Here is a 25,640-nt window from a genome sequence, read left to right as displayed (position 1 = left end):
GGCAGAGCATGTTTCGAGGCAAGAGCTGGCTGGCTGCAGCCGGCATCGCCGTCGCGCTGGCAGGATGCGACACCGTTTCCAATCTGGGCTCACAGAGCGCAATTGCTGAAGTCGATGCGGAATCATCCGCCAATGCGAGCGTGAATATCGGCTCGCTCAGCGAGGTCATCAACCGCAACCCCAACGATCCGCAGGCCTATAACACCCGCGGCGCGGCCTATGCCCGTGCCGGCCGCTACTCCGACGCGATCTCCGATTTCACCAAGGCGGTGCAGATCGACCCGAACCTCGCCTCGGCCTATACCAATCGCGCATTGGCGCTGCGCCAGAGCGGCCGCAATGACGCGGCGATGGCAGACTTCAACCGCGCCACCACAGCCAACCCGAACTATGCCCCGGCCTATATCGGGCGTGCCAACCTGCTGCGCCAGCAGGGCAACAGTCAGCAGGCGCTGTCCGACCTCAACACCGCGATCCGCCTGAATCCAGAATCGGCCGAAGCCTTCCATGCCCGTGGTCTGGTCTATCAGAAGGAAGGCCAGCACCAGCATGCGATCACCGATTTCGACTCGGTCATCGATCGCAATCCCTATAACGCCCCGCCCTATACGGCCCGCGGCCAGAGCCTGATCGCGGTCGGAAAGTTCGAGCAGGCGATCGAGGACTTCACGGCTTCGCTCAATGTCGACAACCGCAACGCCGAAGCCTGGGCCGGTCGCGGACTCGCCAGCGAAAAGCTCGGCAAGAAGACTGAAGCGGCCGAGAACTATCAGCGCGCCCTGAGCCTGGACAGCAACAATGCAACCGCCCGCGCCGGCCAGGCGCGCCTCGGCGGAGGCAGCCTCTTCCGCTGACCATAACGCCAGGCCGCCGCGCTACTCGACGGCGCGGCTTTCTTGGCCGGCAACGGCGCCGTTCGTCAGATTGGCCAGGAAGCCCCGGATCTCTGGCAGCGAACCATGCGCCGGCAGGTCCTGGTGGCCACCGCTGGAAAAGCGGACGAAGCGCTTGGGCATGTTCGCCATGTCGTAGAGTGCCTGCCCCTGCGCGAAGGGAATGACGGCATCGCGGCCACCGTGCAACACCAGCAGTGGCGCGGTGACGCGGCCGATGACGGCGTCCGACCGGAACTGATCCTTCATCAGCCAGCCGATTGGTGCGAAGGGATAGGCGAGTTGCGCCACTGCAGCTGCCGACAGATAGGGCGCCTCGAGTATCACGGCCTTGAGCGGGCGCTCCGCTGCAAGCTTGAGCACAACACCGGTGCCCAGGGATTCGCCATAGCCAACCAGCCGATCGGCGCCGAAGCGTGAGACGGCAGCGTCATAGGCCGCACGCGCATCGAGCAGCAGCCCCTCTTCCGACGGCGCGCCGCTCGACCCGCCATAGCCGCGATAATTCACGGCGAAGAGCCCGGTCCCGTCCTCGGTCAGGCCACGGAAGCGCGCCTGGCGGGCGGATCTCGCGAAATTGCCGGCATTGCCGTGGAAGAACAGCAGCACCGGCTTGCCCTCGCGCGGCGGCACCACCCAGGCGATCAGCCGCTCGCCATCGGCAGCAGTTAGCGTCGTCTCCTCGACACCTGGCAGATTGGCCGCAGCGATGTCTGCACGTGTCGGGTCGCGCGGATACAAAAGCTCGCGCTGCTCGACATAGAGCAGCGCCAGAAAGGTCAGATAGAGGACAAGCCCAGCGAGCGCGAGAAGGCGAATGAGCTTCATGCCGATCATGGTCCCCGATCACCGCGGCGGCACGGCCACGCTCAGTCCAGCACCTTCATCATGTCCACGGAGGCCGTCTCGAAGCCTGCGCGGCGATAAGCCCTGAGCGCGAGGTCATTGCCCTCCAGCACACCGAGATGGAGGACCTTGCGCCCCGTCGCCCGCGCAAAGCGCTCGGCTTCCGCCAGCAGGATCTGACCGATGCCGGTCCCACGCTCCGCGGCGCCAACGACGATATTCTCGATATAGACGTGATCGCGCAGGTGCTCGTGTACGAACGGGCCGGTCCGGGCAAGCTGCAGCGCGAGATAGCCGACGACGCGGCCATCGCTCTCGGCGACCATCAGCACACCCCCGGTCTCGTCCGCCTTCTCACGATCATCTGCCAGGCAGGCGGCGGCCACCTCCGGCCCGGTCCCGCGCGCCGGACTCAGGCCCGCCTCATGGGCGGTCAGCTCCAGGAGCAGCGCCAGCACGGCGGGACGGTCCGCCTCCGCCATCGGTCTGATCGTGATGCCCACCGTTTGAAACTCCAAAAGAAAAGGGCCAGCGAGACGCCGGCCCCTCGCAACTTGCCGTGGGTCCGGCGGCTCAGTGCGCCATTGCCTTGACGATCTCGTCGGTGACCTTCTTGGCGTCCCCGAACAGCATCATCGTGTTGGGCATGAAGAACAACTCGTTCTCGACGCCGGCATATCCCGAGCCCATGCCGCGCTTGATGAAGAGCACGGTCTTGGCCTTTTCGACATCAAGGATCGGCATGCCGTAGATCGGCGACTGCGGATCGGTCTTGGCCGAAGGGTTGGTGACGTCATTGGCTCCGATGACGAAGGCCACATCCGCCTGGCCGAACTCGGAGTTGATATCCTCGAGTTCGAAAACCTCGTCATAGGGCACGTTCGCTTCGGCGAGCAGCACGTTCATGTGCCCGGGCATCCGGCCAGCGACCGGGTGGATGGCGTACTTGACCTCGACGCCTTCCTTCTTCAGCGCGTCGGCCATCTCGCGCAGCGCATGCTGGGCTTGCGCCACCGCCATGCCGTAGCCCGGCACGATGATGACCTTGCCGGCATTCTTCATGATGAAGGCCGCATCGTCGGCCGAGCCCTGCTTCACCGGGCGAGCCTCTGTGGCGCCACCGGCAGGGCCAGCGGTCTCGCCGCCGAAGCCACCGAGGATGACCGAGATGAAGCTCCGGTTCATGCCCTTGCACATGATGTAGGACAGGATCGCACCGGAAGAGCCGACCAGCGCACCGGTGATGATCAGCGCCATGTTGCCGAGCGTGAAACCGATGCCCGCAGCCGCCCAGCCCGAATAGGAGTTGAGCATGGAGACCACGACCGGCATGTCCGCGCCACCGATCGGTACGATCAGCAGCACGCCGAGCGCGAAGGCGAGGAGCACGATCAGCCAGAAGGCGACGTGGCTCTCGGTCTTCAGGAAGAACAGCAGCAGCACGATGACCGCGATGCCAAGGCCGATATTGATGCCATGGCGCTGCGGCAGCATGATCGGTTTGCCGCTCATCCGCCCGTCGAGTTTCAGGAAGGCGATGATCGAGCCCGTGAAGGTGATCGCGCCGATGGCGCAGCCCAGCGCCATCTCGAACAGGCTTGCGCCCTTGATCTTGCCGACCTGACCGATGCCGAAGGCCTCCGGCGCGTAGAGCGCCGCTGCCGCGACCAGCACTGCCGCCAGACCAACCAGCGAGTGGAAGAAGGCGACGAGCTGCGGCATCTGGGTCATCTGCACGCGCCGGGCCATGTAGGCGCCGATGCCGCCGCCGATAGCGATGCCGAGAACGACCAGGAACCAGCCGGAGAAGCCGGAAGGCGGATAGAAGATCACGGTGGTGGCAATGGCGATGCCCATGCCCACCATGCCGTAGAGATTGCCCTGACGCGAGGTCGTCGGATGCGACAGGCCTCGCAGGGCCATGATGAACAGGACGCCGGAGACGACGTAGAGAAGGGCGGAGAGATTAGCGGCCATGTGCGCTCAGCCCTTCTTCTTGTACATCGAGAGCATGCGCTCGGTGACGAGGAAGCCGCCAAAGATGTTCACGGACGCCAGGACCAGCGCGACGAAGCCAAAAATCTTGGCCCAGATCGGACCATCGCCCAGAGCAGGCGCCGCATTCACGCCAACGGCGAGCAGCGCGCCGACGACGATGACGGAGGAGATCGCGTTGGTCACCGACATCAGCGGCGTGTGCAGTGCCGGCGTCACCGACCAGACGACATAGTAGCCGACGAAGACCGCGAGCACGAAGATCGCAAGCCGATAGACCGTCGGGTCCACGCCGGTAGCGGCACCGGCGGCGGCCGCAGCCTGCTCGGCATAGCGCTCCGCCAGTTCTGCAGCCTGTTTCGCGAGGGCAGCCGCCGAGCGGGCCTGCTCGAGCGCTTGTTCAGGTGTCGGATTAGCCATGGTCGGACACTCCCCCTAGCGATGCTTCAGGCCTTCGGCGCGAAATTCGGATGAACCACCGCGCCGTCCCGGGTCAGCGCAGTCGCCTTCACCAGCTCGTCGTCCCAGTTCACCGCGAGCTTCTTCTCGCCCTTGTCGATCAGCGTTTCGACGAAGGCGAAGAGATTCTTGGCGTAGAGGCTGGAGGATGTCGCAGGCAGACGCCCGGGCACATTCAGATGGCCCACGATCTTGACGCCATTCGGCGTGGTCACGATCTCGCCCGGCTCGGCGAGCTCGCAATTGCCGCCGCGCTCGACGGCGAGATCGATGATCACCGAACCCGCCTTCATGCTTTCGACCATCGCGGCGGTGATCAGCTTCGGCGCCGGGCGGCCCGGGATCAGCGCGGTCGTGATGACGATGTCCTGCTTGGCGATGTGGCCGGCGGTGAGCTCGGCCTGCTTTGCCTGGTATTCCGCGGACATTTCCTTGGCGTAGCCGCCGGCGGTCTGCGCCTGCTTGAACTCCTCGTCCTCGACGGCGAGGAATTTCGCACCGAGCGACTCGACCTGTTCCTTCGTGGCGGGGCGCACGTCGGTCGCGGTGACGATGGCGCCCAGACGCCGCGCAGTCGCGATTGCCTGCAGGCCGGCGACGCCGACGCCCATGATGAAGATCTTCGCCGCGGGAACCGTGCCTGCCGCCGTCATCATCATCGGGAGAGCCCGGCCATACTCGGCGGCGCCGTCGATCACGGCCCGATAGCCGGCGAGATTGGCCTGAGAGGACAGGACGTCCATCACCTGCGCACGGGTGATGCGCGGCATGAATTCCATGGCGAAAGCAGCGACATTGGCCTTCGCAAGGCCTTCGACTGCGGCCTCGTTACCGTAAGGATCCATGATGCCGACGACGAGCGCGCCCGCCGGCAGGCCGGCGAGTTCGCTCTCGGCCGGGCGGCGCACCTTGAGAACGATATCGGCGCCCTTCAGCGCCTCCTTGGCGTTCTTGGCGGTGGTCGCGCCGGCAGCCTGGTAGTCCGCGTCGGTAATACCGGAAGCGAGCCCCGCTCCCTTCTCCACTGCGACATCGGCCCCGAGGCCAATGAACTTGCGGACGGTTTCCGGCGTCACGGCGACGCGGGTTTCCGTCCCTTGCGTTTCGGCTGGGACAGCAATGCGCATGGCAGGCGGGGCCTTTCCGGCGTTACATCAGGAGGAGCGCGAGCAGCATCAGAACCAGCGGAACCGCCGGTGCACGCCAGGACAGCGAGGGAGCGGCAATGCCGACGCCTGTGGCGACGAGGGTCAGGAGCGTTCCGACGACCGCAGTACCCCAGGCATGCTTGGTTCCGCCCACGGCGAGCGCCGCGACGATGGCAAGGCAGGCTGCAGTGGTAACTTCGGCCATGTGGACGAAGCCGCGATAGGTCCGCTCGTGTTCCGGATAATCCATCTGCGGAGCATCGGCTGCGCTGTGTCCGTGGTGGGCCATAAAAACTGTTCCCGCATAAAAAGGTCTCATTGCCGTGTAGCGCACCAGCGAAGGGTCTGGCAACGCGTCAACACGCCATCGCCGCCTGTTTCAGGGGCATTTCAGGCAGTGAAGCCGCTTGCTCTGCAAAGCCCTGGTAACAGCGGGGATGCCGGAACGAACATCCCGTCAATGCGCAGCGGCCAATCCGGCGCGATCGAGTGCCTTCGCCTGAACGTCAGCCACATGCTCGGTCGAGAAATTCTCGATTTCCTGCTCGAACAGGCGATGGAAATTCAGCTCGGCATCGAGATGCAGGAAGACGCCGCCGAGGCCGATCGCGGCGCGGTCCATGAAGACGAATTCACGCGGCACGGTCACCGGCCCGCGCTTCTTCAGCGCCTGATGCACCTGGAAGGCCTGCTTGCGGCCATACTCCGCCGGGCTGACATCTTCGGCGATGCGCCGGGCCCTGTCCTCCAGCAACGGCCCGTAGATGAAACGCGCCCAGATGTTGAGGGTGTCGACCAACTCCTTGGTCAGCCCCTTGAAGCCCCAGGTCTCATAGGCGTGGATCACGCGCGCCTGGTCATTCTCCAGGAGGCCGCGATAGAGATCGACCACCCCGCCGACGAAGGAGGGTGGGAAGATCCGGATGCAGCCATAATCGAGCAGGTTGATGCCTTGTGGCGCACCATCCTCCGAGAACACCGTGTAGTTTCCGAGATGCGGGTCGCCGTGAATGACGCCGTGATGGCTGAAGGGGCGCCACCAGGCACGGAACATCGCGGTCGAGATCCGATCGCGGGACTCCTGCCCGTCCTGCTTATGGTCGAGGATTCGGTCACCCTCGAGCCAGTGCATGGTCAAGAGCCGGCGGGTCGACAGCCCGGCTTCCGGCGCCGGCACGCGCACGTCCGACGTCTCGGCCAGCATCGCGCGGTAAAGCGCGATATGTTTCGCCTCGCGGACGTAGTCGAGTTCCTCTCGCACCCGCGCGCCGATCTCCTTGGCGATCTCTGTGGTGTCGATCACCGGATCCATGCGTCGATGCAGCGCAAACAGGATGTCGAGCTGGGCGATATCGGCCTCGACCGCCGATTCCATATCCGGATATTGCAGTTTGCAGGCGACCGGCACGCCATCATGCGTCGTCGCCCGGTGCACCTGGCCGAGCGACGCTGCCGCCGCAGGCTTCAGGTCGAACTCGGCGAAGCGCATGCGCCATTGCGGCCCGAGCTCCGCCATCATACGGCGCTTGACGAAGGCCGGCCCCATCGGCGGCGCCTGCGATTGCAGCTTCTGCAGCTCGGCGGCGTATTCCGGCGGCACGACGTCGGGAATGGTGGCGACGAGCTGCGCCACCTTCATGATCGGCCCCTTCAGCCCACCCAGCGCCTTGGCCAGCGCCTCGGCATTGCTGAGATTGCGGCCTTCCAGTCCGAGCAGCCGCGTCCCGGCAATGCGTGCCGCGACCCCACCGACATTCGCCCCGACGCGGGCGTAACGGGCTGCGCGGGCGGAGAAACGATTGGCTTCGCTGTCGCGTTCGGACATGTCGCTCACAGGATTGGCTGCAGGGTCGCGCCCAGGATGTAGGGCACGATCACGGCAGAACCAATGCTACATCATGCCCCGTCGGCGCAGCACGGTACCGTGCGCGCCCGGCGCCCTTCACTCGAGGAAGGCCGCAAGGTTCGCCAGCGTCGACCTCAAACCCACATCGTGGTCCTCCTGCCGGATGCCCGCGGGCACATTCTCGCAGAGGATGGTGACCTCTGTGCCGCTCCCGACCGGAGCGAGGCTCCATGACATCGTGATCGTACCCGCGAAAGACGGATCCTCCGACACGAACTCAACCGACTGTACGATCCGCTCGTCCGGAATCAGCTCCAGAAAACGACCCTGAACGATGTCGGTGTTCTCCGAGGTCTTGCCGGCCCCTGAATGCTGCGATGCCTCATAGGTCAGGACCATGCGATAGCGTCCGCTGACCCGCGGTTCGAATGCGAGAATCTCGCCCGTCATGCCGCGTGGCGGGAGCCAGGACGCCAACGCCTTGGGGTCAACGAAGGCGCGGTAGATGGCTTGTGGAGACGCTTGGACGATCCTCGAAGCGGAGTCCGTTCTCGTCCTGGCGCCAGGATTGGTCATGGCGTCCCTCCTTTCGGGCAGTACACGTTGCTCTTCAACTGCGGCATCGATGCCGTCCAGAGGAGCCCAGCTTCCTCAATGCGACGTTTGCAAACTCCGTTCCGTGCAGGTGGCCAGCACCACTTGAACCTGGATTGACCACCAGTCACCTCCCGTCCAGATTCGCTGGTTTCTATCCAACCCGCGCCGCGAGGTCGGCCCTGACATCCGCCGCACCGACAACCCGTCCACCGGCGGCTTCGACCCGTTTGACAGCTTCCGCGATCAGCGCGGCATTGTTCCGTGTCTCGCCGAAGGGCGCGTCTTCCAGTCCGGCACGAACATGCACACCGCGGGCAACCGCGTGCGGGATCAGGTTGCCAAGTTCCACGCCCAGCCCCGCGATCATCACGGGCGCCTGCGGCGCAACCTCGGCAAGCAGCGCAAGATGGGCCTCGAGCGCATAGGACTTCGGCGGGAAGCCCCAGGCAAAGGCGTCCGAGAACATCAGCCGGTAGATCGGCATCGGCATGCCGGGATAGGCCTTGGCCAGCGCAGCTCCCAGGCGTGTGAAGCCTGGCTCGTAAATGGCATAGCTCGGATGGACCTTATGGCGCTGCGCCACCTCCATGCCCTCGCGAATATGCTCGCCGGGGTTCTGGTAGATGAAGCCTGCCTCGCCTTGTGGGATGCCGGCAAAGGTCGTCCAGTTGCAGGACCCGGGATCGAGCACGCCCCACTCGACCAGGCCGCGCTTCGCCAGCTCCTCCAGATGCCAGTAACGGCCGGAACCGACGATATCGCCGGCATAGCCGGAGCCGACGATCGGGATGGTCGGATAGACGATGGCATCGACCTTGGTGCGGATGCCCTCGATCGCCTGCGCATAGAGTTCCCAGTCGTCGCGCTGGCGGCCGGTCACGAGGTCGTAGACATGAAGATGGACAATGGCCGCCCCGGCCTCGACCGCCGCAATGCCGTCGGCAACAATCTCGGGGATGCTGATCGGAATGCCGGGCTGACGCTCCCTGCCCCAGGGGCCGTTGATCGCGGCTTCGATCCAGATCGGTGTGCTCACGGCGTTTCGTCCTCAGGCCAGGTGTCGGGAACCGAGCGAGCGTCCCCCTCGATGTCGATGCAAGTGAGAACCGAGTGTCGCCAACAGTGCAACACCACGGTGAGCAAATGAGCTCTGCTTCGGCCTTGCCAGCAACCCGCGCCAGCACGCTAGAATGCGCAAAAGCCGGGAGGAACGGATGGGGCTCCATTTCGAGGACTTTGACCTCGACAGCAGCGTCACGACCCGCGGGCGTACCGTCGGCGAGGGTGACATCACGCTGTTCGCCGGCCTTTCCGGCGATTTCAACCCGCTGCATGTCGACAGCGAGTATTGCGCAGGCACGCCCTTCGGCGAGCGCATCGCCCACGGCCCCCTGACGCTCGCCATGGCGATCGGCCTGATGTCGCAGCAGAACCTGATCGATGCCACCACCATGGGCCTGCTCGATCTGCACTGGACATTTACCGGGCCGGTGAAGGTCGGCGACACGGTCCATGCCGTCGTCACAGCCGTCGAAAAGACAGCCAGCCGCAAGCCGGACCGCGGCATCGTCACCCTGCGCCTCGAGGTGCACAACCAGCGCGGCGAGCACATCCAGACCGGCCATCTCAAGCTGCTGATGAAGCGCCGCACTGGGGATCAAGGCTGATGTTGGAACGGCGCCCCAGCTATCGCGAGACCTTTGAGCGGTTCGCCTGGCAGATCCCCGAGCGGTTCAATATCGGCGTCGCAGCCTGCGACCGCCACGCGGACGGCAGTGGCAAGCCGGCGCTGATCTATGAAGACCAGGGGCACGGCGTCGCGACGATGAGTTTCGACGCGCTCAAGCTCGACACGAACCGGCTCGCCAATATGCTGCGTGCCCATGGCGTCAAACCGGGTGAGCGCGTCGGCATCCTGCTGCCGCAACGCCCGGAAACCGCGATGGCCCATCTCGCCATCTACAAGATGGGTGCGATCGCCCTGCCGCTCTTCACCCAGTTCGGACCGGATGCGCTTGAACACCGGCTGCAGCATAGCGGCGCCTGCACGCTGATCACCGATGGCGAGAACATTGCCAAGGTCGAGGCGATCCGCGGGAGCCTGCCGGAACTCAGGCGGATCGTCCTGATCGACGGCGCAGGCCACCTCGACTTCTGGAGCGAGTTGAACAAGGCGTCCGACAGTTTCACGCCTCTCGACACCACGCCCGACGATCCGGCGCTGATCATCTACACCTCCGGCACCACGGGAAAGCCCAAGGGCGCGCTGCATGCCCACCGTGTGCTGCTCGGCCATCTACCCGGCGTGCAATTGCCGCAGGAATTCTTCCCGCAGGCCGGCGACCTGTTCTGGACGCCGGCGGACTGGGCCTGGGCCGGCGGATTGCTCGATGTTCTGCTGCCGAGCCTCTATTTCGGCGTTCCGGTGCTGGCCTCGCGTGCCCGCAAATTCGATCCCGAGGCAGCCTTCGACCTGATGGCGCGCCACAGCATCCGCAACGCCTTCCTGCCACCGACAGCGCTGAAGCTGATGCGGCAGGTTCACAATCCAAGAGAGCGCTTCGCCTATGCGATGCGCTCGATCGGCACCGGCGGCGAAACACTCGGCGCCGATATGCTAGCCTGGAGCAAGGAAACCTTCGGCTTCGAGGTCAACGAATTCTACGGCCAGACCGAAGCCAATCTGATCGTCTCCAACTGCGCCAGTCTGTTCCCGGTCAAGCCTGGCTCGATGGGGCGCGCCGTTCCCGGCCATCGCGTCGCGGTGATCTCGCCAGAGGGCGCGGTCCTGCCTGCTGGAGAGCAGGGGCTGATTGCGGTCGCGCGACCTGACCCCGTGATGATGCTGGAATACTGGCGCCAACCCGAGGCGACAACGGCGAAATTCCTCGGCGACTGGCTCGTCACCGGCGATACCGGCGCCTGCGACGAAGACGGCTATTTCTGGTTCCAGGGCCGTGATGACGACATCATTTCCAGCGGCTCCTATCGCATTGGCCCCGGCGATATCGAGGATTGCATCATCCGCCACCCCGCCGTGCTGATGGTTGCCGTGGTCGGCAGTCCGGACCCGCTGCGGACGGAGGTGGTCAAAGCTTTTGTCCTGCCGAAACCGGAGATCACCGCCTCGGCGGCGCTCGCCGCCGAGATCCAGGACTTCGTCAAATCGCGCCTCGCCGCCTACCAGTATCCGCGCGAGATCGAGTTCGTGACGGAATTGCCGATGACCCCGACCGGCAAGATCAGGCGCAAGGATCTGCGGGACCAGGAGATCGCAAGGAAGCGGGGCGGCGAATAGCCAGGCGGAGGCGATTCAAAGCCAAATCTTCATGAGCCTCTCTTCATGAGGAAGGCCCCCGTCGCCTCGAAGAGCCCGGAGCGCGCATGCTCGAGATGCATCAGATGCGTGCCCTCGGGAATGACGACATCTCGGGTTTCGCTCGTGCCAAGCCGCCCGCGCATCCATTGCGCATCGCTTTCCCTGCACAGGCTGTCCCAGGCGCCGCGCACGATCAGGGTCGGCGCCGTGATGCGAGACGGGTCGTAGCCGAGCCGCCCCAACCAGGCCGAGGCGATATCGGCGCGAGGCCCGGAGGGAATCTTGACCGCCGGTTCAGGCCTTCTGCTTGCGGCTTGCGCATCGCTGGCGAGATAGGCTGGACCCCAGTCTGCGAGCGTGGGTTCGATCAGGACCGGGGAGTGGCCATGCGGGACGTCCTCGATGAAGCGCGCGAGCTGGTCGGCAACCGAGACGAGACGCCACGCCCCGATGCTCTCCGGCGCAAGGAGGCCTGGGGTCTTGCGTTGCGCGATGGGCCCGAACAGGACCAGTCGCTCGACACGCTCCGGATGCAGCGAGGCAAGGAGCCCGGCGACGATGCTGCCCCAGGAATGCGCGATGAGCGACACTCGGGCCCGTCCGGTTAGGTCCAGCACGTGCTCGATCACCCGCGCCAGCTGTTTTGCGGCCTCTGGCGCGCGCCCGGATGGCGCATTGTCAGGCGCCTGGGCAAGGAAGCTCGCGGGCCTGTCCGAGCCGCCATAGCCCGCGAGATCAAAGCTCCAGACATCGAAGCCGCGCTCCTGCAGGTCGTCCATCCAGGAACGCCCGTCGAAGCGGTATGCAACAGAAAGGGCCGACGGAAAGGTCGCGCCATGAACGTAGACGACGCTCGGCCCGGCCCCAGCCGCACGCCGGACCAGCAAGCCGGGCGTCTCGGCCGTTTCCGTCAACCGCATGACCTCGCCCGCGGCGATGGCGCGCGCTGTGTTGATCGAAGCTATGTTCATGGCTGGCTCCCGCCCTTGCTGGGTGGGCGGGAGACTGCGCCTGCGAATACGCGCTGACACCTGGAAACACTTCGGTGCCGACCGAAGGCTTCGGTGGGACTGCCTCTCTGGGCGCCTACAAGGCCTCGAGTACCAGCTCGAAGGTCATCAACACCGGATTGTCGCCACGTCTCAGACGGCCCTGCGCCATCGCACCGGTGAAATCGACCAGCGCCACATCGATCTCTGCGGCAAGTCGCCCCTGCGCGGGTTCGATGACCCCGGCCTGAATCGCGACTTCGGTCGCGAAATTCTCGACGATCCGGCCATCCTCGAAATGCGCGCCGATGGTGCTGCCGACGCCGCCATGGATGACGGCACGCCGGATGCCGCGTTCGGCACAGAACTCTTCCAGCGCCGTGGTGAAATCGACATTCGGGCCCACACGCAGGGCGAAATAACGCCCTTCGCGCGAAGCGCCGGAGAATGGCACTGCGACCGGGCCAAACAGCTTGAAATTCGTCTCCGGATCGGGCGCGGCGGCAAAACCGGCGCCATCGAGGCCCAGCGCCGGTACGGTGACCGTTTCCGCGAGCACGGTGTCGTCCGGCAGGATATGACCGCCGCTGACCTTGCCGTCCGCTTCCGTCCAGAGCGCGTGGCAGTGGAAGAAGGGCGCTCCATCACGCATACCGAAGGTCATCGCCCCCGTCTCGACGCGCGTCACGCCGGCAGGCCGAAACGTGTCGCTATAGAAGGCGGCATGCTCCGGTGTCTTCGACAGCGCCGGCATCACATAGGCGAAGGGTCCTAGGACGAGCCCATCGACCGTGACCACGCCACTGGTGAAGCCCATTGCCGCAAAGCCGCGGCGCACCGCTTCCAGAAGCGGAAGCCCGGCCGCGAGAGACATCCTGAAGCGTCGGCCATGCGCTTCGATCCATTGAATGCGCTCAGGCGCAGCGGGACCGGGCTGGATGATCTGCCGCATCACCTTTCGCCCCGCATCCGGGCGAGTTCGCCGCGCGCTTCAAGCTCGTCCTTGACCAGCCGCTTCGGCACCTTGCCGTAACCCGACTTCGGCAGCGCCTCCCAGAACAGGAAGCGCTTCGGCATCTTGTAGCGGGCGATCTTGGTCGAGAGGAACTCGGCGAGTTCGGCCTCGCTGGCCTGCGCCCCCGAACATGCGACGCAGACGGCGATACCGATCTCGCCCCAGACCGGATCGGGCACGCCGACCACGGCCACCTCCGCGATTGCCGGATGGGTCAGGATCTTCTCCTCGATCTCGCGCGGGTAGATGTTCGAGCCGCCGGAAATGTACATATCGGACGCGCGCCCGGTAATGTAGATAAAGCCCTGTTCGTCCATGTGACCGAGGTCACCCGTACGGAACCAGCCGTCGCGGAACGATTTCGCATTGGCCTCGGGGTTGTCGTAGTAGCCCGCGAACACGGCCGGGCCGACGACGCAGATTTCGCCCTGCTCCCCTGCCGCGACCTCACGCCCCTCATCATCCTGGATCTGGACCTGCATTCCCGTGCGCTCGAAGCCGCAGGTCCCGATACGCGCATTCGGGCCATCCTCGGGATCATGCAGGGCTGGCGGCAGCACCGTGATATTGCCGGTGACCTCACCGAGCCCGAAATACTGCACGATCACCTTGCCCAGCTTGGCAAGCGCCGCCTTCTGATCCTCGCGATACATAGGCGCGCCGGCATAGATGACATAGCGCAGCGAGGAGTGGTCATGCGTGTCGACGGCCGGATGCTCGACCAGCATCTTCAGGATCGTCGGCACGGTGAAGATATTGGTGATGCGGTGGCGCGCGATCAGGCGATAGGCCTCGTCGACGTCGAAACGCTCCGACGGCAGCAGGATCGTCGGCGCGCCGCGCGCCGAGATGACGAGCTGGTGCACGCCCGCGCCATGCGAGAGAGGCGCGACCACGAGCGATGCATCCGACTCCGTCGTTCCCGGCATCAGGTCGCAGAGATGATTGGTGACGACGAAACCCATCTGGCCATGGGTGAGCACCGCGGCCTTCGAGCGCCCCGTGGTCCCCGAGGTAAAGAAGAACCAGCAGGGATCATCACGCTCGACCGCGGCATTCGCAACGCTTGCACCAGCATGGCGCGCGATCATCTCGCCGACCTCGGCCTCGCCAAAAGCTCCTGCCCCGATACGCCAGGTAAAGCCCAACGCGGGTTCAGCAGTGGCGACCGCCGCAGCATGCTCCGGAAAATCGCCATGGCACAGGAAGGCCTTCGCACCGGACGCCGTCGCGAGATAGGCGACCTCGTCCGGCAGCAGCCTGAAATTGGTCGGCACCCAGACGGCACCAAGCCGAAAGGCCGCGAACATCGAGAAGAACATCGCCTCGCAGTTCTTCGAATGAACCAGGATGCGGTCCCCCTTGCCGATGCCTCGCGTCGCCAGCGCCGCGGCCAGCGCCGAAACCTGCGCATCGATCTCGGCCCATTTCCACTGCCTGTCCCCCCAGATGAAGCCAGGGCGCTGGCCGAAGCGGCGCGCATTCTGGGTGACGATATGGGCAAGGTTCATCACGCGGCGCGTCACGGGTGCGACGCCGCCGCGCGGGGCGGCCTGGCTGGCAAGGGCTTCGGTCACGTCAGACGCTCCTCGATTTTGTAATTGGGCGTGCTCCCTGCTGCGGGCTGCCGCCTTGGGATGTCTTGCGGACGAACATCTGCGCGAGCAGGCGCTCGATCCTCTCGGCCTCGGTCGAAAGATGGCGCGCCAACTCGACCTGGCGCGCGGGAACCATGCGGCTGTCGATCGCCGCCAGGCTGAGTGCGCCGGCGACGCGGCCGTCCGGATAGCGGAAGGCGATGCCGACGCCCCAGGAACTGGCCACCAGCCGGCCGGGATTGAGCGAAAAACCACGCTCGCGGGCCAACGCCAGATCGGCGCGGATCTCGTCAGGCGGAAAACCGGGATACTGCGTCAGCAGCGCTTTCTCGTTCGCCGCCATGACCCGCTCTACCTCGCCGTCCGGCAGCGCTGCCAGCATGGCCAGCGAGCCGGCGCCGACCCCGAGCGGGTGCTGCTGGCCAGTCTGCAGCGCGTGGGTCCGGACCGGATAGGTTCCTTCCTCCCGATGCAGGCAGACCGAGTAATTCTCGCGCCGGATCGAGAGAAAGCTCGTATCCATGGTGATCTCCGACAGGCGCCTCAGGCTCTCCATGGCCAGTTCGAGCAGCCCGTGCCGGCGCGCGGCCAGCACGCCCAGCACGAAAGCCTCCTCGCCGAGGCAGTAATGCCGCGACACAGCCTCCTGCTCGACGAGTCCCGCGCGCATCAGGGCGAGCAGCAGCCGCCGCGCCGTCGGCTTGTTGAGCCCGCTTTCGATGACGATATCGCTCAGCGGCAACCCGCCCGCGGGCTCACGACCGATCAAAGCCAGGAGCCGCAAGGCCCGATCGACACTCTGCGAACCCGAGAGATCACCGGCTGATGCAACGAAATGCTCCATCCTGCGGCCTCAGAGACAGTCCATAATATGGACCCTTTGGTTGTTTTCAGCAGCCTAGTTCGGGCTCAGATAGATTGCAACGCAGGCCTGCTCGTGTATTCTTGGCCACGTCCGCTGGATCATTCATCCACAGTATGGACCGCGCCGGGCCTCAAGAACGTTCACAAGATCGGCGCGCGGGAGGAAGGGCAGATGTTGTCACGGGATTCCGGCTGGCCGGAGGCCAACGCCATGACTGAAGCGGGTATCCGCTGCGGTTCCGTTCCGACATGCGCACGCTCCGGCGTTGCCGTGCGGACGCAGGCTTGAGCCCGGGCATGGCACAGCTCAGCGAGAGCATTGTTCCTTCAGAGAACCCGCTGGATACGGATGCAATCCGCACTGGCTCGGCGATCATGCGGCCGATCGAGATGATCAGCGCCGCACTGCTGCTCCTGATCGTCGGGCTGCTGCTGCTCGGCGTCACCACGCGCTATGTTTTCTCCCTGCCGATTGTCTGGATCGACGAAGCCGCCTCGATCTCTTTCCTCTGGCTCGCCATGCTCGGCTCTGCGATCGCGATCGATCGCAACGAGCATCTCAAGCTGACGCTCTTCATCGGCATGATGCCTGAGCGCATGAGCCAGTTCGTGCAGACGCTGGCCCTGGTCGTGGTTGCCGCCTTCCTCGCGGCCATGATCCACCCGGCGATCGACTACACAATCGAGGAATCCTACGTCACCTCGGCCGCGCTCAACATTCCAAACAGCTGGCGCGTGTCGGCCATCGCATGCGGCATCACCATGATGTTCGTGCTGACGGTTCGCCATGCCATCCGCACCGCGAGGCTGCCGGACCTGATCGTCGCCGTCGCGCTCGTGGCCGGGCTCGCCGCCGCCTGCTGGGGGTTGATGCCGGTCTTCAAGGGTCTCGGCTACACCAACATCCTGATCTTCCTCGTCGTCACGGTGGCACTCTGCCTCGCTGCCGGCGTGCCGATCGCCTTCTGCTTCGGTATGGGTACGCTCGCCTTCCTCGCCTTCAGCACCAATGTCCCGATGATCGTGATGATCGGACGCATGGACGAGGGCATGTCGAGCATCATCCTGCTCTCCGTGCCGATCTTCGTGCTGCTCGGCTGCATTCTCGATGCGACCGGCATGGGCAAGGCGATTGTCGACTTCCTCGCCTCGATGCTCGGCCATGTCCGCGCCGGCATGTCCTATGTGCTGCTCGGCTCACTCTTCCTGGTCTCGGGCATTTCGGGCTCGAAAGTCTCCGACATGGCAACGGTGGCGCCCGCGCTCTTTCCCGAGATGAAGCGCCGCGGCTACCAGCCCAAGGAGCTCATCGCCCTGCTCTCGACCGGCGCGGCCATGGCCGACACGGTGCCCCCGAGCATCGTCCTGATCGTGCTCGGCTCGGTCGCGGGCGTCTCGATCGCCGGTTTGTTCAATGCCGGCTTCGGCATCGCCATGGTGCTCCTCGTCGCACTGGCGCTGCTGGCACGCTGGAAAGCCATCGGCGAAGACATGAAGGGCGTGCGGCGCGCGCCCATGGCCGTGATCGGGCGGACCGCTCTGGTCGCGGGTCCGGCTCTCGTCCTGCCCTTCCTGATCCGCGGCGTGGTCGGCGGCGGCATTGCCACCGCGACCGAGGTCTCGACCATTGCGGTGCTCTACGCCTTCGTCATTGGCATCATCCTCTATGGCGGCATCGGCCTGCGCAAATGCTACGCGATGCTGGTCGAGACGGCGGCGCTCTCGGGCGCGATCCTGATGATCCTCGGCACCGCGCTCGCCATGGCCTGGGCCCTGACCCAGACCGGCTTCGCGCGCGACCTCGCCACTTTCATGGCCGGCCTGCCGGGCGGCTGGCTGACCTTCATGGCAGTGACGATCGTCGTCTTCCTGGTTCTGGGCTGCGTGCTCGAAGGCCTGCCCGCGATCGTGTTGATGGCGCCGCTGATGTTCCCGATCGCCAAGAATCTCGGCATCAACGATGTGCACTATTCGATGGTGGTGGTCACGGCGATGAATATCGGCCTGATGACCCCCCCGATCGGAATCGGCTTCTACATCGCCTGCAAGATCGGCAATGTCTCGCCGGATGAGGCGATGGGCGCGATCTGGCCCTATCTCGTCGCGCTGCTGATCGGCCTTGTCGTCATTGCAGTCGTGCCCGGCCTGTCGACCTGGGTGCTCTGATGCTCCGGCATGGTCGCCACCATCGCAGTGAGGGTTGCAGGGCTGCGGTCCGGAACGCGAGAATTTAGGATAACCGAGATCCCGTCGTCGCGAAGCAAACCAGCGGCGGCGTGAAAGCAACATCGACAGGGAGAGAAACGCTCATGACCATCTCACGCCGCACTCTGCTGCAGGGCACCGCCGCTGCCGCCACCATCGGCTCCTTCCATATCGGCAGGGCCGAGGCGCAGACCGCTGAATTCACCTACAAATACGCCAACAACCTGCCCGTCGCGCACCCGATGAATATCCGCGCCAACGAGGCAGCGGAGAAGATCAAGCAGGACACCAAGGGCCGGGTCGTCATCCAGATCTTCCCGAACAATCAGCTCGGTTCCGACACCGACATGCTGAGCCAGGTCCGTTCGGGCGGCGTCGAGTTCTTCACGCTCTCGCCGCTGATCCTCTCGACACTGGTTCCGAACGCCTCGCTCAGCGGCATCGGCTTCGCCTTCCCGAACTATGATGCGGTCTGGAAGGCCTTGGACGGTGAACTCGGCGCCTATGTCCGCGGCCAGATCGGCAAGGCCAATCTCGTCGTCATGGACAAGATCTGGGACAACGGCTTCCGGCAGATGACGAGCTCGAAGGGCCCGATCAACACACCCGACGATCTCAAGGGCTTCAAGATCCGCGTGCCGGTCAGCCCGCTCTGGACCTCGATGTTCACCGCCTTCCAGTCGGCCCCGGCCAGCATCAACTTCGCCGAGGTCTACACCGCCCTGCAGACCAAGGTGGTCGATGGCCAGGAGAATCCGCTGGCGATCATCGCCACTGCCAAGCTGTTCGAGGTGCAGAAGTACCTCTCCATGACCAACCACATGTGGGACGGCTTCTGGTTCCTGGCGAACCGTCGCGCCTGGGAGAAGCTGCCGGAGGATCTGCGCAAGATCGTCGCCAAGAACCTCGACGACGCAGCCCTGCTCGAGCGCGCCGATGTCGCCAAGCTCAATGCCGGCCTCAAGGACGAACTCGTCTCGAAGGGCATGGTCATCAACGACACCCAGGCAGCTCCCTTCCGCGAGGCGCTTCGCAAGGCCGGCTTCTATGCCGACTGGAAGAAGAAGTATGGCGACGAGGCCTGGGCCATTCTCGAGAAGGCCGTCGGCAGCAGCCTGAGCTGAGCCGGCCCGCTCATCTTTCAAGCCCGGCGGTGCAACAGCGCTGCCGGGCTTTCATTTGAACCACTCGCCACCTGAAGGAAGCACGTCATGGCCGACCGGCTGAAGGGCAAGACCGCGATCGTTTTCGGTGCCGGCTCCTCAGGCCCGGGCTGGGGCAATGGCAAGGCCGCAGCGGTCGCCTATGCGCGGGAGGGCGCCAGGGTCATCTGCATCGACCTCGTCCAGGCTGCTGCCGACGAGACAGCGGCCATCATCAGCGAGGAGGGAGGCGAAGCGCTCGCGATCGCAGCCGATGTGACTGAGCAGGGCTCGGTCGATGACGCCGTCGCGACCACCATGGCGCGCTTCGGCGGCATCCAGATTCTGCACAACAATGTCGGCGTGACCCATATGGGTGGACCGGTCGAACTTAGCGAGGAGAAGTTTCGGGCTGCGCTCGATCTGAATCTCGGCTCGGTCTATCGCACGGCCAAGGCGGTCATCCCGGCGATGCTTGCGAGCGGCGGCGGCGCGATCGTCAACATCTCCTCGCTCGCCGCGATCCGCTGGACCGGCTACCCCTACTTTGCCTATTACGCCACCAAGGCAGCGGTGAACCAGGCGACGATGGCGCTCGCCATGCAATATGCCCGGCAGAACATCCGGGCGAACTGCATCATGCCGGGCCTGATCGACACGCCGCTGATCTACAAGCAGATCTCGGGTCAGTATGCCTCGGTCGACGAGATGGTCGCTGCCCGCAACGCCGCCGTACCGATGGGCAAGATGGGCACGGCCTGGGATATTGCTGCGGCCGCCGTGTTCCTGGCCTCGGACGAAGCAGCCTTCATCACCGGAGTTTGCCTGCCCGTCGATGGCGGTCAGAGCTGCGCAGTCGCAGCCTTCCCGAGCTGACACCTGGATCATCGGACCGGATACCGTACCGGCTCCGATGATCTGACCTTCTGTGCCTGCATCCGCTTTCCCGAGGACCGCAGCCCACGTTTCGGGCCGATGCTTTAGACGAGCGCCGACTGCATCTCGATCTGATAACCCTCCGGATCATCGAACACGAATGCCCGGATCCGGAGTGCTTCATGGCTGCGCGGCGGCTTCAGCGCGGAGACGCCGACGCTCTCGACATAGGCATGCCAGCCGTCGACATCAGCGACGCGGATGCAGATCTGCACCGGCTTGACCGGGTGGGCGCGATGACTGCCCCGGCTCTCGTCGACGAGGCCGACATAGCCCCCCTCGGTGATGCGGTAGATCTTCGACCAGCCCTGATCGATCGTAAGTTCGAGCCCGAGCACGTCCTCGTAGAAGCGCATCGCCTGCGGCAGATCGCGATAATAGAGGAAGGTGATGAGCTTCTGGGTCGCGTCATGCGACGGTCTTGCAATCGTCAAGGTTTGCCTCCGAACCGCGCTGCCATTTGCCCATCTCCAGGTTTGGCAGCGGGGTCGTCAAGCGGCGGCCAGAGCGTGATCGCGACCAGCAGCGCCGGACGCGGTAGGAAACAGGGTATGATCGCGCGAGATGGCCACGAAAGCGAAGCGGAGCTCACCGGCAGCGCAATCAGCTCGACATCCGCGCCCGCTTGATCGGCCCGTAGGAATAGCGCGTCATGATCTCCAGCACATCGCAGAACGAGTGACAGCCGCTCGGCGAAGAGCGTGACGCGGTCCGTTTTGGCGGCGCCGGCCAATACCACGTTCTCCGATCGCGATCTTCAGTAGCCCATGCTTCAGTAGCTCATGTTTCAGTAGCTCATGGCCCGGTTGCGGGCGTTCCCGATATGCGCGCTCATCTCGGCTGCCGCCCGTTCGGGGTCGCGCGCCTCGATGGCCGCGATGATCTTCAGGTGGTCCTGCATCACCGGAACCAGGATGTGGTTCTGGATGCGCGTCTCGTACTGGCGGATCAGCCTGATCTTCAGCCAGGTGACGCGGAAGGCCTTGGAGACGATGTCGTTATCGAGGTGATCGATGATCGCCTCATGCATCAGCCGGTCTACATCCTCGGCGTCCTCGATCAGCGTCTCGTCGCCACCCGCCTCGGCCCTCCGGATGATCGCTTCGTGGCGTTCACGCTGTTCGGCGATCTCTTCGTCCGTCGCCGTTTTCGCGTAGAGCGCAGTCGCTTCCTTTTCGAGGAAGAGCCGGAACTGGAACGCATTGCGGATCAGGTTGAGATCGACATGGGCAACCTGCATGCCGCGCTGCGGCACGGTCTTGATCAGACCTTCCGCCTCGAGGCGCGGGATCAGTTCGCGAATGGCACCGAGCGGCAGGCCAGTCATCGCCACGAGCTCGCGCTGGGTGACGAACTGGCCTGGCTTGATCTCGCGCGCCAGCAGCCGCTCGGTGAAGCTGACATAGGCCTTGTCCCGCAGCTTCAGCGGTTCGCCGTCGCGCTCCTGATCGTTCTCGCCCATGCGCTCCTGTTCCTCTCGTGGCTCCTCAGGCGGCCTTGGCCCGCGTAATCGTGTCGAAGGCTGCGAACAAGCGCTGTCGCTGCACCTCGCTCAAAGCCTCGAGCGGCGGGCGCATAGCGCTATAGCCCTTGTCGCCATGCAGATGGCCGACCAAGGCCTTGACTGCCGGCAGGACCGGATAGCTGCAGACCTCGTCGACCAGCGCATTCACCACCGGGCTCTCCGTCCCTTCATAGACCATCGGCCGAAGCAGCCCCGGAACCAGATTGGCGACGCCGCAGATCGAGCCCTGAGCCCCGGCCCTCACCGCGCGGGCGAGCAGCCGTTCGTCACCGACCAGGATGGCAAGCTCACCGTGAGCTTTGAGCAGGGCTTCGGTATTCGCATAGCTGCCCGAGGAATCCTTCACCCCGGTGACGATGCCCGGAAACGCCTTCTTCAGCCGCTCGACCAGCCCGACGCTGATATCGACCGCCGTGACCGAGGGGATGTGGTAGAGGATGGTGTTGCGGGCGGACGGCCCCAGCTTCTCGAAGAACTGCGAGAACCAGACAAAGAGGCCCTCGTCGCTGACGCCCTTGAAATAGAAGGGCGGCGCGACCAGCAGGCCCTTGGCGCCGATACCGAGCGCGACCTTGGCCTGCTCGATCGATTCATGCAGCGAGGCGGCGGCGACGCCGGCATAGATTTGCGTGCCAGGATCGATGCCGGCACCGACCAGCGCGCCCAGCATCGCGGTACGCGCCGGCAGGCCAAGCGCCGCCCCCTCGCCCGTCGTGCCAAACAGCGTGACGGAGTCACAGCCCTCGGCCAGCACGTGGCGCGCATGCTTGACGAGGCGCGGCAGATCGACGGCTCCGCCCTCCCGCATCGGCGTCGTGATGGCGCAGGAAAGGCCAAAGCGGTTCGGGTCGATAGCCATTGGAGGGAGCTTTCCTGAGATATGAATGTCTGACATGTTAGTTTGCAGTCAAAACTGACGCAAGGTCGGGAAGACACGGAAATCGGGGTGCGGCTCAGCCATCCTTCAGCCCCCCGGCCGACAATCCAGCGACGATCTGACGCTGGGCCAGCACCGTCAGCAGCAACACTGGCAGCGTCACCAGCAGCGCGGCAGCGGCGAGCGGCCCCCAGGAAATCTGCTCGAAGGTCAGGGAGTTGTAGACGGCAGACGGCAAGGTACGGCTGTTCTTGCCGCCGAGCACGACCGAGAAGATGAAGTTGTTCCAGGAGAAGATGAAGGCGAGGATGCCGCCGACCACGATGCCGGGCCGCGCCAGCGGCAGCGCGACATGACGAAAGGCCTGCCAGGTCGTCGCACCGTCGATGCGCGCCGCATCCTCCAGTTCCATCGGCACATTCTCGAAATAGCCGATCATGATCCAGACGATGATCGGAATGGTGATGACGAGATGCGTGATCACCAGCGCCGTGATGCTGCCGACGAGCCCGGTCATCTGGAACAGCAGGAAGAGCGGGATCAGGTAGGACAAGGCCGGTGTCATGCGGGCGACCAGGATCAGGATCGCGAACTTCGTCGCCTTGCCGCGGGCGATGCCGTAGCCCGCTGGCACGCCGACCCCAAGCCCGATCAGCACAGCCCCGCCCGTGACCAGGATCGAATTCCAGAGATAGAGCGCGAAGTTGTTCTTCTCGAAGACGTCGAGATAGTTCGCCAGCGTCGGCGGGTTCGGGATGAAGACCGGCGGGAAAGCGGTGTTGTCGAGTTCGTTCTTGAACGAGAGCGACAGCATCCAGAGGAAGACGAGGACGGCCGGCGAAACCAGTACGAAGACCGAAAGCGCAAAGCCGATCTTGGAGGCGAGCCGCTTCATTCCGCGTTCCACTTCGACTTCTGGCGCGCGTAGAGCAGCAGCAGCGAGAGCATGATGATGATGACGAAGAAGATCACCACCACGGCCGAGGCGTAGCCGATCTTGTAGAACTGGAAGGCCTGCAGATAGAGGAAGATGTTGAGCGTTTCGGACGCCGTACCCGGCCCGCCCTGGGTGATCACGAAGATCGTGTCGAAGGCCTTCAGCGCATCGATGGTGCGGATCACGATCGCCACCATGATGAAGGGCCAGACCAGCGGCAGCGTGATGTGGCGGAACATGTGCCAGGAATTGGCGCCGTCGATCAGCGCGGATTCATAGGGTTCCTTCGGCAAGCCGGCCAGACCGCCGAGCACGATCAGCATGACGAGCGGCGTCCAGTGCCAGACTTCGACCAGGATCAGCGTCGGGATCACGGTATGGGGGTCGTAGACCCAGGGCTGGGGTCCAACCCCGACGAGCGATAGCAGGTAGTTCAGCACGCCAAGCTGCGGGTGGAACATCATCGTCCAGACCAGTGCGACAGCGACGGGCGTCGCCATCATCGGCATCACGAAGATGGTGCGCAGCAGCCCCCGGAACGGGAACTCGCGGTGGAAGACCAGGGCCGCCGCCGTGCCGAAGACGATCGGCAGCACCACGGCGAGGACCGTGAAATAGGCGGTATGCCCCATCGATTCGAGGAAGCGCGTATCGCGCAACAGCTCCGAGAAGTTCTGCAGGCCGACGAATTCGGGGCCTCCGCCGATCTTCCAGTCATGGCCCGACATATAGAGCGTGAACAGCCACGGGAAGACGATCACCCCGAGGATGACCAGCACGGCGGGCAACGAGAACAGCCAGTAGCGCGGCGTAAAATCCGCTGAATGTCTCGCAGGCAGCACCTTCGGCGTCGCGAGATCCGCTGGCATGGCGGTTGAGTTGGTCATGCTCTGCGCTTTGCTGAAAACGGTTTGTCATGCCCGCCCTGTGGCGGGCATTCGCGTCGTGAACATCGCCCTCCCCGAACGGGGAAGGCCATCATGGCCAGGGCATGCCCGGCCATGATGGTGATGTTCGTCAGCCCTGTTCGCTCTTGACCAGGACCGGCGCGAAGGTTTCGGTCGCCTTCTTCAACTCCGCAGCGACATCGGCACCGCCGAGCGCATTGGTCAGCGCCACGCCGAAGACATCGCGGAATTCGGTCACCGGAACGATCTGCGGCAGCGCAGCGCGGGCGACCTTGGCTGAACCCAGCAGACACTCGAAATATTGCTTGCCGAATTTCGACTGCGAGATGGTCTCGGTGTCGAGATAGGCCGAGGCACGCCCGGGCGCTCCGGCGCCGGCCTTGAGCATCGCGATCTGCTGCGCCTTGCTTGTCATGAACTGGAGATAGAGCCATGCGGCCTGCTTCTTCTGCGAGCCGCGCGAAATGCCCATGCCATCGGCGAACATCCCGGCATGATGCGCCTTCGGCCCGGGCGGCGTGATGCCATAGCCGACCTTGCCGACGATACGCGACTTCGTCGGGTCCTCGAGCGGCGTGGCAAAGCCGATGCCGTCGAGCCACATCGCGGCGCGACCCTGCATGAAGGTGGTCTGGCATTCATTCCAGTTGAAGCCGACCTGACCGGCCGGGCCAGTCTCCTTGTTCAGCTTCTTGTAGAGTTCGCCGGCCCAGGCCGCCTCGGGCGTATCGGTGAGCAGCTTGCCCTGGGGCGAGGTGGTCTCGATGCCCTGGCCCAGCAGCAGGCTGGCCCAGACCGGGACGTTGGCGTTCTTCAGGCCGCGCGAGACGAAGCCTGCGATGCCCTTGGCCGGATCATGCAGCTTGGCCGCGACCGTGGCGATCTCGTCCATCGTCTTGGGATAGGCCACGCCCTTCGCGTCGAAGAGCTCCTTGTTGTAGTAGATCATCCAGTAATCGACGAAGAACGGGATCGTATCGAGCGATCCGTCGGCCTGGCGCGCATAGGCGACCGGTCCCGCGCCAAAATCATCGAAGTTGAAGTCCGGCGAGGTCAGCGAGGCGTCCTTGATGAAGGGCGTCAGATCCTCGAACCACTTGCCCTTGGCGGCCATGCGCTTCTGCACATGCAGCGAGATGCCGCTGACGTCGAAGCTCGGCTTGCCCGAGGCAAACTCGATTACCGCCTTCTGGCGCTGCTGCTGCTCCGGCACCTGTTCGGCCGAGACCTTGATTCCGGTGAGCTCGGTGAACTCCTTCTCGGCCGCCTGCATCAGGTCGGAACGCGGGTTCTTCACCAACAGCACATCGATCGTCGTGCCGGCAAAGCGCTTCCAGTTGAAGGCGGCCTGCGCATGGGCTTCGCGCAGAACCATCGGCGAACCGACGGCGCCCGCTGCGCCCAACGCTGCGGCCCCGCGCAGAAGCGCGCGCCGGCTCGGCCTCAGAATGCTGTCTGTCATGATTGTCCTCCCTGTGGACGCGGATTGCGGCCCGTTGACGAGCCTGCCTGTTTATCCGGCTGTGCGCCGGTCCCGTCGA

General features: G+C 64.6%; 25 protein-coding genes. 6 read left to right on the top strand and 19 right to left on the bottom strand.

What is annotated here, in order from left to right:
- The first annotated feature begins 8 nt into the window (after window positions 1-8).
- Window positions 9-854, top strand: a complete 846-nt coding sequence (locus tag AB4118_RS02230) for a tetratricopeptide repeat protein (RefSeq protein WP_244523454.1) — start codon at window positions 9-11, stop codon at window positions 852-854.
- 21 nt (window positions 855-875) lie between these two features.
- Here the strand turns inward: AB4118_RS02230 and AB4118_RS02225 are convergent, their stop codons facing one another.
- From AB4118_RS02225 to AB4118_RS02185, 9 genes are all read right to left on the bottom strand, one after another.
- A complete protein-coding gene (locus AB4118_RS02225; protein ID WP_441488185.1) occupies window positions 876-1,721 on the bottom strand; it encodes an alpha/beta hydrolase in 846 nt (281 codons plus the stop codon).
- A 41-nt stretch (window positions 1,722-1,762) separates the two neighbouring features.
- Entirely contained in the window at window positions 1,763-2,242 is a 480-nt protein-coding gene (locus AB4118_RS02220; protein WP_441488184.1) for a GNAT family N-acetyltransferase, read from the bottom strand.
- Window positions 2,243-2,312: 70 nt separating this feature from the next.
- Window positions 2,313-3,716, bottom strand: a complete 1,404-nt coding sequence (locus AB4118_RS02215) for an NAD(P)(+) transhydrogenase (Re/Si-specific) subunit beta (protein WP_441488183.1) — start codon at window positions 3,714-3,716, stop codon at window positions 2,313-2,315.
- Between the two features lie 6 nt (window positions 3,717-3,722).
- Window positions 3,723-4,154, bottom strand: coding sequence for an NAD(P) transhydrogenase subunit alpha part 2 (locus AB4118_RS02210; RefSeq protein WP_069879377.1), 432 nt, complete (start codon window positions 4,152-4,154; stop codon window positions 3,723-3,725).
- A gap of 26 nt (window positions 4,155-4,180) precedes the next feature.
- The gene (locus AB4118_RS02205) at window positions 4,181-5,320 is read right to left on the bottom strand and encodes a Re/Si-specific NAD(P)(+) transhydrogenase subunit alpha (protein WP_441488182.1); all 1,140 of its coding nucleotides are present in this window, start codon (window positions 5,318-5,320) and stop codon (window positions 4,181-4,183) included.
- 22 nt (window positions 5,321-5,342) lie between these two features.
- Window positions 5,343-5,630, bottom strand: a complete 288-nt coding sequence (locus tag AB4118_RS02200) for an aa3-type cytochrome c oxidase subunit IV (protein WP_069879375.1) — start codon at window positions 5,628-5,630, stop codon at window positions 5,343-5,345.
- A gap of 168 nt (window positions 5,631-5,798) precedes the next feature.
- Window positions 5,799-7,166: an ABC1 kinase family protein gene (locus AB4118_RS02195; RefSeq protein ID WP_441488181.1), complete on the bottom strand. Its 1,368-nt coding sequence runs from the start codon at window positions 7,164-7,166 to the stop codon at window positions 5,799-5,801.
- 117 nt (window positions 7,167-7,283) lie between these two features.
- Window positions 7,284-7,763, bottom strand: a complete 480-nt coding sequence (locus AB4118_RS02190) for an SRPBCC family protein (RefSeq protein WP_441488180.1) — start codon at window positions 7,761-7,763, stop codon at window positions 7,284-7,286.
- A 172-nt stretch (window positions 7,764-7,935) separates the two neighbouring features.
- Window positions 7,936-8,820 carry a beta-keto acid cleavage family enzyme gene (locus AB4118_RS02185; protein ID WP_441488179.1) on the bottom strand — a complete coding sequence of 295 codons (885 nt, stop codon included), beginning with the start codon at window positions 8,818-8,820 and terminating at the stop codon, window positions 7,936-7,938.
- Window positions 8,821-8,998: 178 nt separating this feature from the next.
- Here AB4118_RS02185 and AB4118_RS02180 point away from each other — a divergent pair, with 178 nt between their 5' ends.
- Window positions 8,999-9,451, top strand: coding sequence for a MaoC/PaaZ C-terminal domain-containing protein (locus AB4118_RS02180; RefSeq protein WP_441488178.1), 453 nt, complete (start codon window positions 8,999-9,001; stop codon window positions 9,449-9,451).
- Window positions 9,451-11,082 (top strand): acyl-CoA synthetase, encoded by a 1,632-nt coding sequence (locus tag AB4118_RS02175; protein ID WP_441488177.1) that lies wholly within the window; start codon window positions 9,451-9,453, stop codon window positions 11,080-11,082. The genes AB4118_RS02180 and AB4118_RS02175 overlap by 1 nt, the downstream gene beginning before the upstream one ends.
- A 29-nt stretch (window positions 11,083-11,111) precedes the next feature.
- Here the strand turns inward: AB4118_RS02175 and AB4118_RS02170 are convergent, their stop codons facing one another.
- From AB4118_RS02170 to AB4118_RS02155, 4 genes are all read right to left on the bottom strand, one after another.
- Window positions 11,112-12,074, bottom strand: coding sequence for an alpha/beta fold hydrolase (locus AB4118_RS02170; RefSeq protein ID WP_441488176.1), 963 nt, complete (start codon window positions 12,072-12,074; stop codon window positions 11,112-11,114).
- Between the two features lie 115 nt (window positions 12,075-12,189).
- The gene (locus AB4118_RS02165) at window positions 12,190-13,044 is read right to left on the bottom strand and encodes a PCC domain-containing protein (RefSeq protein ID WP_441488175.1); all 855 of its coding nucleotides are present in this window, start codon (window positions 13,042-13,044) and stop codon (window positions 12,190-12,192) included.
- A complete protein-coding gene (locus tag AB4118_RS02160; RefSeq protein ID WP_441488174.1) occupies window positions 13,044-14,684 on the bottom strand; it encodes an acyl-CoA synthetase in 1,641 nt (546 codons plus the stop codon). The genes AB4118_RS02165 and AB4118_RS02160 overlap by 1 nt, the downstream gene beginning before the upstream one ends.
- 1 nt (window position 14,685) lies before the next feature.
- Complete coding sequence (locus AB4118_RS02155; protein ID WP_441488173.1) at window positions 14,686-15,549, bottom strand: IclR family transcriptional regulator; 864 nt, start codon at window positions 15,547-15,549, stop codon at window positions 14,686-14,688.
- A 317-nt stretch (window positions 15,550-15,866) separates the two neighbouring features.
- Between AB4118_RS02155 and AB4118_RS02150 the strand changes: the two genes are divergently transcribed.
- From AB4118_RS02150 to AB4118_RS02140, 3 genes are all read left to right on the top strand, one after another.
- Complete coding sequence (locus AB4118_RS02150) at window positions 15,867-17,735, top strand: TRAP transporter large permease (protein WP_441488172.1); 1,869 nt, start codon at window positions 15,867-15,869, stop codon at window positions 17,733-17,735.
- Between the two features lie 143 nt (window positions 17,736-17,878).
- Window positions 17,879-18,898 (top strand): TRAP transporter substrate-binding protein, encoded by a 1,020-nt coding sequence (locus AB4118_RS02145; protein WP_441488171.1) that lies wholly within the window; start codon window positions 17,879-17,881, stop codon window positions 18,896-18,898.
- 87 nt (window positions 18,899-18,985) lie between these two features.
- A complete protein-coding gene (locus AB4118_RS02140) occupies window positions 18,986-19,792 on the top strand; it encodes an SDR family NAD(P)-dependent oxidoreductase (RefSeq protein WP_441488170.1) in 807 nt (268 codons plus the stop codon).
- Window positions 19,793-19,896: 104 nt separating this feature from the next.
- Here the strand turns inward: AB4118_RS02140 and AB4118_RS02135 are convergent, their stop codons facing one another.
- The 6 genes from AB4118_RS02135 to AB4118_RS02110 all read right to left on the bottom strand — a co-directional run bounded on the left by AB4118_RS02135 (window position 19,897) and on the right by AB4118_RS02110 (window position 25,561).
- Complete coding sequence (locus AB4118_RS02135; RefSeq protein WP_441488169.1) at window positions 19,897-20,286, bottom strand: VOC family protein; 390 nt, start codon at window positions 20,284-20,286, stop codon at window positions 19,897-19,899.
- A 353-nt stretch (window positions 20,287-20,639) separates the two neighbouring features.
- Window positions 20,640-21,314 (bottom strand): GntR family transcriptional regulator, encoded by a 675-nt coding sequence (locus AB4118_RS02130; RefSeq protein ID WP_113513228.1) that lies wholly within the window; start codon window positions 21,312-21,314, stop codon window positions 20,640-20,642.
- Between the two features lie 25 nt (window positions 21,315-21,339).
- On the bottom strand, window positions 21,340-22,236 hold the full coding sequence (locus tag AB4118_RS02125; RefSeq protein ID WP_441488168.1) for a dihydrodipicolinate synthase family protein: 897 nt from the start codon (window positions 22,234-22,236) through the stop codon (window positions 21,340-21,342).
- Window positions 22,237-22,330: 94 nt separating this feature from the next.
- Window positions 22,331-23,149, bottom strand: a complete 819-nt coding sequence (locus AB4118_RS02120; RefSeq protein WP_441488167.1) for a carbohydrate ABC transporter permease — start codon at window positions 23,147-23,149, stop codon at window positions 22,331-22,333.
- Window positions 23,146-24,060: a carbohydrate ABC transporter permease gene (locus AB4118_RS02115; RefSeq protein WP_441488347.1), complete on the bottom strand. Its 915-nt coding sequence runs from the start codon at window positions 24,058-24,060 to the stop codon at window positions 23,146-23,148. Before AB4118_RS02115 ends, AB4118_RS02120 begins: the two co-directional genes overlap by 4 nt.
- Window positions 24,061-24,208: 148 nt before the next feature.
- Window positions 24,209-25,561 carry an ABC transporter substrate-binding protein gene (locus AB4118_RS02110; protein WP_441488166.1) on the bottom strand — a complete coding sequence of 451 codons (1,353 nt, stop codon included), beginning with the start codon at window positions 25,559-25,561 and terminating at the stop codon, window positions 24,209-24,211.
- Window positions 25,562-25,640: the final 79 nt, after the last annotated feature.

This window comes from Allobosea sp. 2RAB26 (genome assembly GCF_052115465.1).
GTDB lineage: Bacteria > Pseudomonadota > Alphaproteobacteria > Rhizobiales > Beijerinckiaceae > Allobosea.
This window is presented reverse-complemented; position numbering and strand designations above follow the sequence as displayed.